Source organism: Rhodococcus sp. DN22, from assembly GCF_036669995.1.
GTDB classification, from domain to species: domain Bacteria; phylum Actinomycetota; class Actinomycetes; order Mycobacteriales; family Mycobacteriaceae; genus Rhodococcus_F; species Rhodococcus_F erythropolis.
On sequence record NZ_CP133326.1, the window covers coordinates 3,774,166 to 3,788,087 of the forward strand.

Sequence of the window (13,922 nt, forward strand, 5' to 3'; positions counted from 1 at the left end):
CACCTGCGCGAGCGGGTGAGGGCGTTTGCCGAAAATCTATGCCGGCGCGAATCAGCTTCGGCGAAGCAGGGTTTCAGCCTCGCAGCATCTCGGCCACGAGGAACGCGAGCTCCAACGACTGTTGGGTGTTCAATCGGGGGTCGCACGCCGTCTCGTAGCGACCGCCGAGATCGAGGTCGGAGATGTCCTGCGCGCCGCCGAGGCACTCGGTGACGTTCTCACCGGTCAGCTCGACGTGGATGCCACCCGGATGCGTGCCGAGACCGTTGTGGACCTCGAAGAATCCCTGGACCTCGTCGACGATGCGGTCGAAGTGGCGCGTCTTGTACCCGGTGGAGGCTTCGTGGGTGTTGCCGTGCATCGGATCGCACTGCCAGATGACCTGGTGACCGGTGGCTTGGACCTTCTCGATGATCGCCGGCAGCAGGTCGCGGACCTTGCCGTTGCCCATGCGCGAGATCAGAGTCAGACGACCTGGCTTGTTGGTGGGGTCGAGACGCTCGACGTATTCCACCGCCATTTCCGGCGTCGTGCTCGGGCCGATCTTGAGGCCGATCGGGTTGGACACCAACTCGGCGAAGGCGATGTGCGCGCCGTCGAGCTGACGAGTGCGGTCACCGATCCAGAGGAAGTGAGCCGACAGGTCGTAGAGCTTGGGGTGATCGCTGTCGTTGTCGAGACGCAGCATCGCGCGCTCGTAGTCGAGAACCAGGGCCTCGTGGCTGGCAAAGATCTGTGCCTGGTGCAGGCTCGGATCGGTGACGCCACACGCGTTCATGAACTGCAGGCCGCGGTCGATCTCGGCTGCCAGTTGCTCGTAGCGTGCGCCCGCGGGAGACGCTGCGACGAATTCGCGGTTCCAATCGTGCACCTTGTGCAGGTCGGCCATGCCGGCGCCGGTGAGTGCGCGAACCAGGTTCATCGCGGCGCTGGCGTTGGCGTATGCACGCACCAGTCGCGAAGGATCGTGGGCGCGGACTGCCTCGTCGGCGACGAGCGAGTTGATCATGTCGCCGCGGTAGGACTTCAGACCCAACGAGTCGATGTCGGCCGAGCGCGGTTTGGCGTACTGGCCGGCGATGCGAGCGACCTTGACGACCGGCATCGAGGAACCGTAGGTGAGCACGACGGCCATCTGCAGCAACGTGCGGATGTTTCCCTTGATGTGCGGCTCGGTGTTGTCCGCGAAGGTCTCGGCGCAGTCACCGCCCTGGAGCAGAAATGCCTCGCCACGCGCGACCTGCGCGAGACGCTCTTGCAGCGCCTCGACTTCGCTGGCCACCGTGATGGGAGGCACGCTCTCGAGCACAGTCCGCATGGCGGCCGCCTGGTCAGCGGGCCACGAGGGCTGCTGAGCAGCGGGCTTCGCGAGCGCCTCGTCGAGCTGCTTACGCAGTCCGGCAGGCAGCGGCGGGAGTTCGGGCAAGCGGTCGATCGGCACGTCGACAGTCCAGTTCACCTCTACAGGATATTCGCTCGCTCGTCGGCGCGTCACACAGGCTCTCGATCGCAGCCCAATCGGAACACTTCCCGCGCACCGAAACCTGGGTCAGCGAAGTGACCGTGCAGCCGAAATGGCGTCGAACTTCACGAGGTTGTGCCTGGCGTCGGCAAGTGCGTCGTGTGCGTCGGCGGGCGCCGACGGGAGGGCAGGACTGCCGTTGTCTTCCCAGAACTGTCGGAGTTCGCGGGTGTACCGCGGCATCGACTGCGGTAGTTCGGTCATATCGCCCCACAACTGGCACAGCGCGACGTGGTCGTAGGCGGCGACCCACGCCCAGAGCTCCGGAACCACCATCGGCCGCGGAACGAAGAATTTCAGAAGATCGTCGCGGATCTTCTCGCGTGATTTCCACAGCGGCGACGAAGGCTGCGGCAACTTCGGCAGCACGTTCTTGCGCACCCAACTTCCGGCACGGGCGGGATCGAACTCCGTCGAGACAGCGTAATACTCTCGGCCGTCCTCACAGACAACGCCGATGGACACGAGATCGATGGTTCGACCGTCTTCGATGAATTCACAGTCGTAGAAGTAGCGCACGTCCGAAAACTATGCCGCACGCGCAGGCTCTGGAGCCAATGCGCGTGCGGCCGGTGTGGGAAATCTCTAGCTGGCTTGTGCGTCCGGGAGCGAATCCTTGTCGGACTTCGCGGATTCCTTCGACTCGGCCGAGGCCACGAGATCGACAACCGACTCGCCGCCTTCCGCCGGAACGTCGACGGCAGCTTCAGGTTTCGTGGGCGCCTGGTTCTTGAGGCTTGCCGCGTAGATGTCCACGTACTCCTGGCCGGAGAGTTTCATCAACTTGTACATCACCTCGTCGGTCACAGCGCGCTCGACGAAGCGGTTTCCGCCCATGCCTTCGAAGCGGGAGAAATCGATGGGTTCGCCGACAATCACGGTGACCTTGGCGGGACGCCACATCCGTGAGCCGATCGGATTCATCTTGTCGGTGCCGACCATCGCTACCGGGATCACCTTGACGCCCGATTCAAGTGCGAGGCGCGCCATTCCGGTCTTGCCCTTGTAGAGGCGACCGTCAGGCGAGCGCGTCCCCTCGGGGTAGATACCCAGCAGGCTGCCCGAACCGAGGACCTTGAGACCGGCGTTGAGTGCATCCTGCGCCGCGTCTGCACCGGTTCGGTCGATGGGGACCTGACCGACCGCGGTGAAGAACCACTTCTGGAAAGCGCCCTTCAGACCGGAACCGGTGAAGTACTCACTCTTGGCAAGGAACGTGATGCGGCGGTTGACGCGAAGCGGAAGGTAGAACGAGTCCAGAACCGCCTGGTGATTGCTGGCCAGAATGGCCGCCCCGTCAGTCGGAATGTTCTCGTGACCCTTGACCGTCGGACGCCCGAGCAGCCAGAGAATCGGCCCCAGCAACACATACTTGAAGAGCCAATACCACACGGCGTCCCTCCCATTCACAGCTGAATTTCGCTGAGTACGACCTTACTGCCGACCGGTAACCCCCGCTACACACGCCCCTGCAGGATCGACCCGATCACAGTCCGGCAGACGTGGTTCCAGCGCCGTCGACCCCACCGAGATCCTGAGGCACTACCGATCGGGCCAAAGCGGCGGCGCCGACCATGCCCGCAGCTTCGCCCAGCTGAGCGGAACGGATGCGGGCCAGTGGGCGGTGCTTCGCCCCGGTCAACAATGTCGCGTATTGCTCGCGGGCGTCGTCGAGAAACAGTGGGGCAGAACTCGCGACGCCGCCGGCGATCACGACCAGATCGGGATCGTAGACGTCACCGACCATGGCCAGACCCACGGCCAGCCAACGGGTGAACTCGGCGATCGTTGCCAGCGCGAGTGGGTCACCGTCCTGCGCGGCGTTGGCGATCCGGCGACCGGTGAGCGAACCAGGATCCACCGCTACCTCACGCGCCAGGACCGTCGACGCGGCCGGGTCGGCGGCAAGCAGTTCGATTGCCGTGTCGACGAGCGCCGTTCCGCTGCAATAGCGCTCCCAACACCCACGTTTGCCACACGCGCACTGACGCCCGCCCGGAACGACCTGGATGTGGCCCAGTTCGGGAGCGACTCCGTGACTCCCCCGGTACAGCTCACCGTTGATCAGCAGCGCTCCACCGATTCCGGTCCCGATCGCCACCATCACGACATTGCGGCCACCTGCGGCCGCGCCGAATCGGTGCTCCGCGAACGCCGCCGCATTGGCGTCGTGTTCGAGAACGACCGGCAAGCCGAGCCGCTTGCTCAAGTCACTTCCGACCGGCGCGTCCACCCACGGCAAGTGCGGAGCGAACCGAACCGAGCTTCGATCGGAGGTGATGAAGCCGGCGACCGCCAACCCCACGGCCGATACCTCGTGCCTGGTGACCAATTCGCGCACGACGCGATCGAGACCGTCTTCGAGTGCCCTGGCCGACTGCGGGGTCGGGGCTTGAATCATCTCGAGCACTTGTCCGTCGACGTCCACGACGGAGGCCCTGATACTCGTCCCGCCGACGTCGATGCCGACCGTCAAGATGTCGTCCATGGTGGAGTCGGAGACCGCTTTCAAGCGGCGCGCGCTCATCGCGACGATTCCCGCGCGAGCGGCGTCCGCTGGAGTGCGCACCCTGAATCGGTGCCTCGTGCGTCGGTGACCATTGTGTCGATTGTGCTCATCTCGGGCCGTTCGCTCTACCCGGGGTACTGAGTCAGTCCTTGACCGTCACGTTGATCGGGACAAATGCCGCCGTGCGAGTTCGCTCCGCACCTGGCGTCGTCGGACCGCCGTCCGGTCCACGATCGGGACCTGACGGCCCCCCGAGAAACTCGTCGAGAATCTCACGAAGCAACGCAAGGAATGCTGCTGCTTGACCCGCGAGGAATGCCAACAGTTCGTGGTGCTCACCGCGAACCAGTGCGGCGAGGGCGCACACCGGGCACCAGCTGCAGCCGGTGAACACCGGCTGCGTGTCCGTGGACGCCGAGTCACTCGCAACGTCTGCCGTCGCTGCTGCGGCCTTCTGCAGCACCGGTTCCAGGCGCGTCAGAACGGTTTCCGCCAGCGCGCGAAACTCCGCGACGAGGCGCTCGTGCTCTTCGCTCATACCGGCCACACCGCGGGATCCGGGCTGAACCGGATGATCAGGTAACTGCCGTCCAACTCCGCCCCGTTCACGACACAACGACGCAGCACCGACGCCAAACGAACTCTGCGTCGTACGCCGTCTGCTCCCACCAGCACATCGTCCTCCACCCGGCCCAACGACAACGACGACGGATCCACGAGCGGAAGGTACATCCGCATCACGTACACCGAATCGACTCCGGTCCCGGACTCCAACGACACCACGATGTTGTCCGCGGTACCGACGGTGCCCGAATCCGTGCCCGTTCCACCCTCGAACGTGGCCGCGATCTCGCCCAGAGCGGCCAACCCTACCGGTTCGGCGCAAGCGCGTTCGACCGTTGTGACGGACATTCCATCGGTTGATCCACGCAGTTCGTCCACGACGAGTGCCTGAGCCGCCCGGATCGACGCGAGCCACTGCGCCGCCGGTGAATCGTCGACACCCTTCCCGGCGGACGAGTTGAACTGCGGGACAAGGTTGTTGACCACAATCCCGTCAACTCGCAACCCGGCCAGAGCCAGCCCGGACAACGTCCGACGAGTCGCCGCGACCGACACGCCGTCGGCCGACGTCACCACACGCACGCCGGTGTTCTCCCGATCCGAGAGGTGAACCGCGATCCGATCCACCGACGCGAGCACGCGTTCGACGACGGACACGAGCAGGAGCAGCCGCATGTCCGTACCTGTCACAGCGACCATCCGCCTGTGCCGCGGCCACAATCGCTCGAGATACTCCGACACCATCGACGGCGAGCCGAGTATCCGCAGCGCTTCGGCGGCGGCCGGACAGTCCACGATCACGAGGTCGTAGTCGCCGCTGTCCGAGAGGTCGACGATCTCGGCGAGCCCGAGCATGTCTTGGATGCCCAGGGATCCCGTCAACTCTTCCGGTTCCAAGCCCTCGAACGACGAACCGTGTTCGTGATCTCCCGCTCCGAAAGTTCCTGCAGCGTCGAGCAACCCCGACAATCCTCGGAACTTGTCCTCGAGGAGCGCTGACGTGTCGAGTTGCCGGACGTCGAGACGCTCGGTGAGAGATGTGGTCGTTCGCGGATTCGGCACGCCCAGGACGTCTGCAAGAGAACCTGCCTGATCGATCGACACGAGCAGCACTCTCGCCCCATCGGTCGCAGCCGACACAGCAGTCGCTGCGGCAAGCGTCGTCGTGCCTACTCCGCCTTTACCGACGAACAGTTGGACGCGCGATCGTTGCTCCGGCACTCAGCCCTCGACTCGCTTCTTCAGTTCCTTCAGAGCTGTGTCGGTGATGATCTTCTCGGCCTTGCGCTTGAACAGTCCGATCATCGGAATCGTCAGGTCGACCGTCAACTCGTAGGTGACCGACGTGGTGCCGTTCGGGCCGGGCTCGAGTGTGTACGAACCGAATTGGGACTTCTGAATCTCGCCCGAGATCAGCTCCCAACTCACCGCCATACCGTCCGGTGCCCACGAATACTGCAGTTCGTAGGTGTCCTTCACCATCCCCGCGTCGAGGACGAAACGTACTCGGTCCGCGCGGCCGCCCTGTCCCGGCGCCGTCACCTCGACGGACTTCGCCGCGGCCACCCACTCGGGGTACCGCTCGAAATCGGCGATGACGTCCATCACGGCGTCGGCAGGAGCGTCGATGCTGATCAACCCCTTGGTCTTCTCGGCCATACGACTGCGCTACCTTCCTTCGTCAAAAGTCCAGAACCTGCACAACGTGCAGTGCTTCGATTATCAGTCCGGTGCTACTCCGGCGGCACGTCCCGCTTCGAGTTCGCGTTTGAGCTGGAACGACATGACCTTGCCATCGACCCGACGCTTGCGGTTCATCCCGGCGAGGTCGAGGGTCGCCAGATCGGACGGCGATACGCCGACCGGCTCACAGTGCAGGAAGTAGTGCGCGATCGTCCCGTCCATGGCCGGTTCGAGCCACACCTCCATGGTGCCGACCAGCTGACCGGACACTCCCCAACGGAATCCTGCGGGACCGCGATCTTCCCGGACTTCGAGCTCGAGATCACTGAACCAGCGACGCCACTGCGCGCGCGAGGACAACAGTTCGGCGACCCGCTCGGGCGGGGCGGCGATGAAAGTCTGGTCTGCGACCTGAATGCTGCTCACCGAAGTAGCTTCACATATCGCGTCCGCGAAGCGTCGAGGGGTGTCGCAACACTACATACCGGACAGACTGTAAGCCTGGCCACAACTGCGTCGGACATGCGACTACAGTAGGAGACGAAAACCCTACTCGTCAGTATTTCGCAGTGTCGGAGGTATTTCGTGCCTGAGTTCAGCGCACCCCAGACGTTCACCATTCCCGAGGATGCCTCCGCGGTCGACTCGGTCTTCGCCTTCGCGAAGACGAAGCCGGCGGCGGTTGTCTACAAGCGCAAAGTCGGAAATGCATGGGTCGATGTCACTGCAGGCGATTTCGCCGCTCAGGTGACTGCCGTCGCCAAGGGCCTCATCGCGATCGGAGTCGAGCAGGGCGACCGCGTCGGCCTCATGTCGGCGACGCGTTTCGAATGGCCGCTCGTCGACTACGCCATCTGGGCAGCCGGTGGCGTGACGGTTCCGATCTACGAAACCTCCGCAGCCGAGCAGGTTCGTTGGATTCTCGAGGACTCCGAAGCAATCGACCTCATCGTCGAGAACGACACTCACGCCGCGACCGTGAAGGACGTCGCTGCAGCCGCACCCGCGCTGCGCACGGTCTACCAGATCGATGCCGCGGCGGGCGGTAAGGGTGTCGTCGAGGAATTGACCGCACTGGGCGCCGACATCTCCGACGAGGACGTCCACGCCCGCGTCGCTGCACTGAAGGCATCCGATCCCGCGACCCTGATCTACACGTCGGGCACCACAGGCCGACCCAAGGGCTGCCAGCTGACGCACTCCAACCTGATTGCCGAGTCGAAGGGCATCCTCGACTCCAACCTCGGCACGCTGCTCAAGACTCCTGGCGTTCGCACTCTGATGTTCTTGCCGCTCGCGCACGTTCTCGCTCGCGCAGTCAGCATCGCGTCGTTCGATGCCGGTGCAGCGCTGGGGCACACGAGCGATATCCCGAACCTCGTTCCGACGTTCGGCGAGTTCAAGCCCGACTTCATCCTCTCGGTGCCGCGCGTGTTCGAGAAGGTCTACAACAGCGCACGCGCCAAGGCGCACGGCGACGGCAAGGGAAAGATCTTCGACGCGGCCGCAGACACTGCCGTCGCGTGGAGCGAGGCGCAGGACAAGGGCGGCGCCGGCATCGTTCTCAAGGCCAAGCACGCTCTCTTCGACAAGCTCGTGTACTCGAAGCTGCGCGCAGCGCTCGGCGGGCAGTGCCAGCTGGCCATTTCCGGTGGTGCACCTCTGGGCGCTCGACTCGGCCACTTCTTCCGCGGTATCGGCGTCACGATTTACGAGGGCTACGGACTGACCGAAACCACCGCGGCCTTCGCCGTCAACACCATCGGCGCACAGAAGGTCGGTTCTGTCGGAAAGCCGTTGGCCGGCAACTCCGTTCGTATCGCAGAAGACGGCGAAATCCTCCTCTCGGGACCGGTGGTCTTCACCGGCTACTGGCGCAACGAGAAGGCCACCGCCGAGTCGATCGAGAACGGCTGGTTCCACACCGGCGACCTCGGCACCGTCGACAAGGACGGCTACATCACCATCACCGGCCGCAAGAAGGAAATCATCGTCACGGCAGGCGGCAAGAACGTCTCCCCCGCTCAGCTCGAAGATTCCCTTCGCGCGCACCCGCTGATCAGCCAGGCCATCGTGGTCGGCGACCAGAAGCCTTTCATCGGCGCCCTCATCACCATCGACGCAGAAGCTCTTCCCGCCTGGAACGAGCGCAACAACAAGGCCGCAGGAACCACAGCGGCCGACCTGGTTTCGGACGGCGAACTGGTCGGCGAAATCCAGGACGCCATCGACGAGGCCAACAAGCTCGTCTCACACGCCGAGGCGATCAAGAAGTTCCGCATTCTTCCGGTCGACTTCTCCGAGGACACAGGCGAACTCACGCCCACGATGAAGCTCAAGCGCAACGTCGTGCACGAGAGCTTTGCCGCCGACATCGAAAAGATCTACGCCAAGTAGTCTTTCGCCGATCAGTCCTCTGCCGACACGAACGTGCCGACACGAACGTGCCGACACGAATTCGGTGCGGGCCGTTCGCGTTCGAGTCCCGGTTGCTCAGCCGAGGAGATTACGCAGTTTCGAAGCGAGCGTGTCCCACTTCCAGTCTTCGGCAACCCATGCCCGGCCGGCTGCTCCCATCGCGGCCGCGCGATCACGATCGGACAGCACCTCGATCACGGATTCGGCGACGTCGCGAACCGAGGTGCCGTCGACCACGAGCCCGGTCTTGTTCTGCTGCACCGTTTCCGGAGCGCCACCACTGCGCCCGGCGATGACCGGCACACCGGTAGCCGAGGCCTCGAGGTAGACGATTCCCAGTCCTTCGACGTCCAATCCGGCGCCTCGGGTACGGCACGGCATGGCGAACACGTCGGCGATCGTGTGGTGCGCCGCCAACTCTGCGGCGGGCACCGTGCCCGTGAAGACGACGTGATCGTCCATCCCGGTCTTACGCGCCAATTGGCGGAGATAGTCCTCGTACGGCCCACCTCCGACGATCACCAGTACCGCCCCGTCAATGCTCTTGCGTACGGTCGGCAGCGCCTTGATGAGCATGTCCTGCCCCTTGCGTGGCACGAGCCGCGACAGGCACAGGATCGTGGGCCGCTCACCCAGCCCGTATCGCTTACGCAGTTCCGCGCGAGCGACCGAGTCCGGGTGGAACACTGACGTGTCCACTCCGGAAGGAAGGTGCTCGAGCGCCGCTTGCGGGCCGAAGGCCGCCGAGAACCGCCCACGGGTGTATTTGCTGACGAACGTCACCGCATCGGTGTGGTCACCGATCACACGCAACGACTGCCGCGCACCGGGAATCATCGACCATCCGACCTCGTGGCCGTGAGTACTCGCGATCACTCGGCTCGCTCCGGCGCGTCGAACAACCGGTGCCAACAACGCCAACGGCGCTGCCGCACCGAACCAGACCGACTCGCAGTCGTGCTTCTTGACCAACTTCGCGGCTCGACGAGCGACAAAAGGCGACGGCAGCATCAGCGTCGTCGGGTGCCGAACGACCTCGAAAGGCTGTGCCGCATCGAACTTCTTGTGCGAGTCGCCCCGCCACCGCGGTGCGTACACCACCAACTTGTCCGGCGGCAGATGCCCGGCGAACGTGTGGAGATACGACTGGATACCTCCGGGGCGAGGAGGAAAATCGTTGGTCACCAAGAGGGTCCGGCGCATCCGTCCACCGTAGGGCACTCGGTGCTTCAAACGTGCGAAGGGCACCTCGCCGCTGCAATCGACCCAGCCGCGAACCGCTCAGCCCAGATGGCTGTTGGTCCAGTCGACCCATCCGGCTCGCAGTTCCTCGGTTCCGACGCCAACGACCGCTCGGATCCGCGAATCGAGGTCTTCGGCCGTCATCTTTCCGGAGGCGAGAGCGCGAAAGAGGTCGGTCAGCTTTGCTTCTCCGAATCGATCGGCGATATACGCGTTGATCGACCACGCCGATTCGTACGCCAGTGAACTCACGACCGGTACACCGCTGAACTGCGTGTCGTCCGGAAACTCGGTCGGAGTATCGCCGGAGCGTACCGCTGCTGCCAGAGTCGGCGCGATCTCACCCCAGGCCCGCGAGGATCCACGGTTTCCCGCGTATTCGGCAAACCCTTCCAACACCCACATCGGCGACCCGTCACGGGTTTTCGATCGGGCGGCTATGTGCATCAGTTCGTGGCGCAACACCGTTCGCCTGGTGATGTCGGTCAACCTCGAAGCCGCGGCAGGCGAGAAGACCACTCGCTGGCCGCTCACGTCGGATGACCCGTCCGCCGTCGCATCCGCGACCGACACTGCGGCAATCGAAGCGCCGTCGTGATGGGAGCCGACCAGTGCGGTGAATTCCTCAGCGGACCCCGCCACCATGAGCACCGCGCGCTCGGACCACCACGGCCCCCACAACTGCGTCGTGTTCTCGATGGCTGAGTCCACATCGGCAGCCAAAGCGTCGACGAACGCCTGCTGACCCGGGTGGCCGATCACCAGCGCGTTACCCGCAGAATTCTCGGCGACGGCAAGCGGGCCGAAGTCCCAGGGGCCATTCCAGGATTCGCCCGCCGTTCGGGCGCCGTCCAGTCCGACGATCGACCCGTCCGCAAGAACCGACCACTGATCGCCGCGTTTCGCGAGTGTCATGGACACTGCCTTGCGCGTGGGCAATGCGTCGACGCCGTCGAGGGCGTACCGCAACAGAACTTGCGCATTCCATACTTCGACGTCTCCGCCCGGCGCACCGGTTCGCGGCGCCGGAGTCAGGCCGCCGCTGGGAATCTCGTATCCCCAGTCGGAGAATTCGAGCGCTCCCGCTGCAGTGGCTCGTCGAACTTCCGCCTCGAGCACACCGGGTGCGGCGGAACTGTCGACGAACTTCGCCAGCCCCGACGGATCGTCGGACATCTGAGCCGCGGCCCATGCATCGAGAAAGCTCTGGACTTGAGCGCTGCGTTCCGCGTCCTGTTCGGCGGCGGCGTTTTCGTCGGAATCGGACCTGTTCGTCAGGAAGATCGTCAGGCCCAGAACGAGCACCACGGCTACACCGAGCGCCACGAGGGCCGGATACTCCCAACGGCGTGGTCGATCTGCGCCGACGTCTGGCGTCGTCATCGGTTCAGTCGGCACGGTGCCGAGTGTAGGAGAACTCGACTCGACGCTTCACGGCGGCTGGCCACACGCCGCTCGGGCGCAGCAAGCCGTCAGTAACGACGCGCAGTGGAGAACTCCATGCCTGCCATCGACTGGACCTTCACCGGTACGCCGAACGTCGACGCATGCAGAATGTTTCCGTCGCCGGCGTAGATGCCGACATGCGAGTTGTCGCTGTAGAAAGTCACGACGTCGCCGGGCTGTAGTTGGTCCCTCGACACCGGTACACCGCCCTGCGCCTGCGCTTGGCTCGATCGCGGCAGAGTCTTTCCGATCTGCTTGTAGGCCCACACCACCAGACCTGAGCAGTCGAACTCGTTCGGCCCGGTCGCGCCCCAGACGTACGGGTCACCGATCCGCGTGAGGCCTGCCTGCAGGGCAGCAGCACCCGAGCCAGGGGTCAAGTTAGCCAGAATTTTGCTGAGATCGACGTCCGGCGGGAAAGGCGTACCGCTCAGTTGGTTACGTTCGTCGTCGGTGAGATTCTGGAAGGCTTTGGTCACGTCGGCGATCTGCGTCTGCAGTTCACTCTGCTTACGCTGCAAATCGTCACTGAGTGCGCGGGCTTGATCGGCGGCGGTTCGCGCTTCTTCGGCCGATCGCTTCGATGCTTCCGAGGCGGCACGCGCATCGGCAGTGGCTTGGTTGAACTGAGAGACCTGTACTGCCGCGTCGTTGGAAATCACGTCGAGCGCAGACATCTGGTCGAGCAACTGCTGCGGCGAGTCACTCACCATCAACGCAAAGAGGCGATTGGTTCGCGCACCCTGGTAATTCGCTGTTGCAATACGGTTTACCGCCGGCGCGAACTCGGCGACGCGCGCCGAAGCCGCGTCGAGAAGACCCTGATCGGCTGCCGATCGCACGTCCGCATCATTCGCGACTGCCAGCTTCGCGTCGAGGTCGATCTGCGCGTTGTGCAGCGCTTCGTTGGTCTGCTCGGAAACCCGGGACAGTTCACCGAGCTTGTCGAGCGCCTCGGTGGGGTTGGTGATGACGGGGTCGGCACCGGCCTGCATCGAAGGCCCTGCAACGAGTCCGAACGCCAGCACTCCCACTGTCAATGCGGCCCGTACTCGACTGTTGTTTTTCGATGAAACCACGGAATGCAACTCTCCGTCTCGGTGAAGCGACGCCGACCGGGACCGGTCGACGATCTGTTAGCTGGCTGTCAACTATCCACAGTACCTGTCTCGGCCGCGCAATGTCTCGATAAGGTTACGGAACGGCATACGTTTGTGTCTACTCGCCGGTAGACGTGTCGGGGTGAAGTACCGGGCGAATTGTCGCGAAACGAAAATGTGGGCCCCGAATCGAAGATTCGAGGCCCACATTCGAAGATCCGGAGCTCCCCCGAGCTCCGCCGCATCACAGCGGCGGATCGTTCCGACTGCCTACCGGAGACAGCCGTCGAGCGTGTTCAGAAATCAGTAACGGCGAGCGCCGTCGTACGGCATCGAGGACACCGGAGCGAGCTTCACGGGCTGACCAGCGGTCGACGCGTGGATGACATTGCCGTTACCGGCGTAGATGCCCGAATGCGATCCGCCGTAGAAGGAGATCACGTCGCCGACCTGAAGATCGGACTGTGCGACGGCAACGCCGGCTGCAGCCTGGTCGTAGCTCGTGCGAGGCAGGTTGAGACCGGCCTGCTTGTATGCCCACTGAACGAGACCGGAGCAGTCGAATGCGTCCGGGCCGGCTGCGCCGTACACGTACGGGGAGCCCAGCTTGCTCTCTGCGGCGCGAACTGCCTGCTCACCAACACTGGAGATGGGAGCGGCCGGTGCAGCCGGTGCGATGTCGGTGATGCCCGGAATGACCGGCAACTGAGGAATAGAAACGCCCGGAACCTCGAACGTGCCGACGCCGGGGATGGTGATGGGGTCTGCCGAGGCAGGTGCAGCGGTTGCAGCGAATGCTCCGACTGCGAGCGCGCCGGCTACTGCCAACTGCGCTGAACGCTTGAAACTCTGTGACGCCACTTAAGGGGTACTCCATTTCTTCCATTCATCCGCCGACCGAGTTAGCTGACGGGTTCGGGCTGGGAAGATCAGCCCTACCCGCGTGGTCTGCAGCGATCCTGCGTGCTGCACCCCAGGCGGGATTCACCCCAGTGGAAACTTGGGTTCCCGGTTCGGGTTCCTCGCGGAGATCCCGATTAGGCGGTTCCTGACGATGCCGGTCCTGTTTGGTCCGGCAAGACTTCGTTAGGTCTCAGGAAGGTTACGAAATGATCGCGACGATGTCGACCGCTTCGTGACAATCGCGCCCGATTCGCCGGAAATCGTGGTGCCGCGCCCGCGATACGCCCGGCGGGTCACGGGGAGATAACAACAGGTCGGTTCGGCGACCCACTCCAGGCCGTCAAACCCGCGCCCTGTACCCACTGCCAAGGCTCACCAAACCCGACAATCCGATCTTCCATGCAGTTCAACGACGATTACTTGAAACTAGAACCTGTTCCGGTCACGGACGCGGTTTCAGCCATCGACAGACGCGCCAACGACCCCTCGACTCGCCCTACTCACAAGTAGGCGCGCGTCCACATTCGCGAGTTCC

13 protein-coding genes and 1 riboswitch are annotated in these 13,922 nt (G+C 64.0%); of the genes, 1 reads left to right on the forward strand and 12 read right to left on the reverse strand.

What is annotated here, in order from left to right; genetic code table 11:
* Positions 1-73 precede the first annotated feature (73 nt).
* The 8 genes from RA302_RS17110 to RA302_RS17145 all read right to left on the reverse strand — a co-directional run bounded on the left by RA302_RS17110 (position 74) and on the right by RA302_RS17145 (position 6,704).
* A complete protein-coding gene (locus RA302_RS17110; RefSeq protein WP_007730070.1) occupies positions 74-1,459 on the reverse strand; it encodes a 3-deoxy-7-phosphoheptulonate synthase class II in 1,386 nt (461 codons plus the stop codon).
* A 90-nt stretch (positions 1,460-1,549) separates the two neighbouring features.
* Positions 1,550-2,041: a polyadenylate-specific 3'-exoribonuclease AS gene (locus RA302_RS17115; RefSeq protein ID WP_003941683.1), complete on the reverse strand. Its 492-nt coding sequence runs from the start codon at positions 2,039-2,041 to the stop codon at positions 1,550-1,552.
* A 66-nt stretch (positions 2,042-2,107) separates the two neighbouring features.
* Positions 2,108-2,914 (reverse strand): lysophospholipid acyltransferase family protein, encoded by an 807-nt coding sequence (locus RA302_RS17120; RefSeq protein WP_003941692.1) that lies wholly within the window; start codon positions 2,912-2,914, stop codon positions 2,108-2,110.
* A gap of 94 nt (positions 2,915-3,008) precedes the next feature.
* Positions 3,009-4,049 (reverse strand): ROK family protein, encoded by a 1,041-nt coding sequence (locus tag RA302_RS17125; RefSeq protein ID WP_020969875.1) that lies wholly within the window; start codon positions 4,047-4,049, stop codon positions 3,009-3,011.
* A gap of 124 nt (positions 4,050-4,173) precedes the next feature.
* Positions 4,174-4,569 carry a hypothetical protein gene (locus RA302_RS17130; protein WP_042453569.1) on the reverse strand — a complete coding sequence of 132 codons (396 nt, stop codon included), beginning with the start codon at positions 4,567-4,569 and terminating at the stop codon, positions 4,174-4,176.
* Positions 4,566-5,816, reverse strand: coding sequence for an ArsA-related P-loop ATPase (locus tag RA302_RS17135; protein WP_007730068.1), 1,251 nt, complete (start codon positions 5,814-5,816; stop codon positions 4,566-4,568). Before RA302_RS17135 ends, RA302_RS17130 begins: the two co-directional genes overlap by 4 nt.
* On the reverse strand, positions 5,817-6,254 hold the full coding sequence (locus RA302_RS17140) for an SRPBCC family protein (RefSeq protein ID WP_003941701.1): 438 nt from the start codon (positions 6,252-6,254) through the stop codon (positions 5,817-5,819).
* 63 nt (positions 6,255-6,317) lie between these two features.
* Positions 6,318-6,704, reverse strand: coding sequence for a polyketide cyclase / dehydrase and lipid transport (locus RA302_RS17145; protein ID WP_054827545.1), 387 nt, complete (start codon positions 6,702-6,704; stop codon positions 6,318-6,320).
* Positions 6,705-6,863: 159 nt separating this feature from the next.
* On the opposite strand from RA302_RS17145, the gene RA302_RS17150 reads away from it, so the two are divergent.
* Positions 6,864-8,675: a long-chain fatty acid--CoA ligase gene (locus RA302_RS17150; protein ID WP_070160817.1), complete on the forward strand. Its 1,812-nt coding sequence runs from the start codon at positions 6,864-6,866 to the stop codon at positions 8,673-8,675.
* Between the two features lie 96 nt (positions 8,676-8,771).
* On the opposite strand, the gene RA302_RS17155 is transcribed toward RA302_RS17150, so the two are convergent.
* The 4 genes from RA302_RS17155 to RA302_RS17170 all read right to left on the reverse strand — a co-directional run bounded on the left by RA302_RS17155 (position 8,772) and on the right by RA302_RS17170 (position 13,345).
* Entirely contained in the window at positions 8,772-9,899 is a 1,128-nt protein-coding gene (locus RA302_RS17155; RefSeq protein WP_064444143.1) for a glycosyltransferase family 4 protein, read from the reverse strand.
* 78 nt (positions 9,900-9,977) lie between these two features.
* A complete protein-coding gene (locus RA302_RS17160; protein WP_230691661.1) occupies positions 9,978-11,336 on the reverse strand; it encodes a hypothetical protein in 1,359 nt (452 codons plus the stop codon).
* Between the two features lie 74 nt (positions 11,337-11,410).
* Positions 11,411-12,463, reverse strand: a complete 1,053-nt coding sequence (locus RA302_RS17165; protein ID WP_003941704.1) for a C40 family peptidase — start codon at positions 12,461-12,463, stop codon at positions 11,411-11,413.
* Between the two features lie 324 nt (positions 12,464-12,787).
* Positions 12,788-13,345, reverse strand: coding sequence for a C40 family peptidase (locus RA302_RS17170; protein WP_003941754.1), 558 nt, complete (start codon positions 13,343-13,345; stop codon positions 12,788-12,790).
* A gap of 14 nt (positions 13,346-13,359) precedes the next feature.
* Positions 13,360-13,538, reverse strand: a riboswitch (cyclic di-AMP (ydaO/yuaA leader).
* Positions 13,539-13,922: the final 384 nt, after the last annotated feature.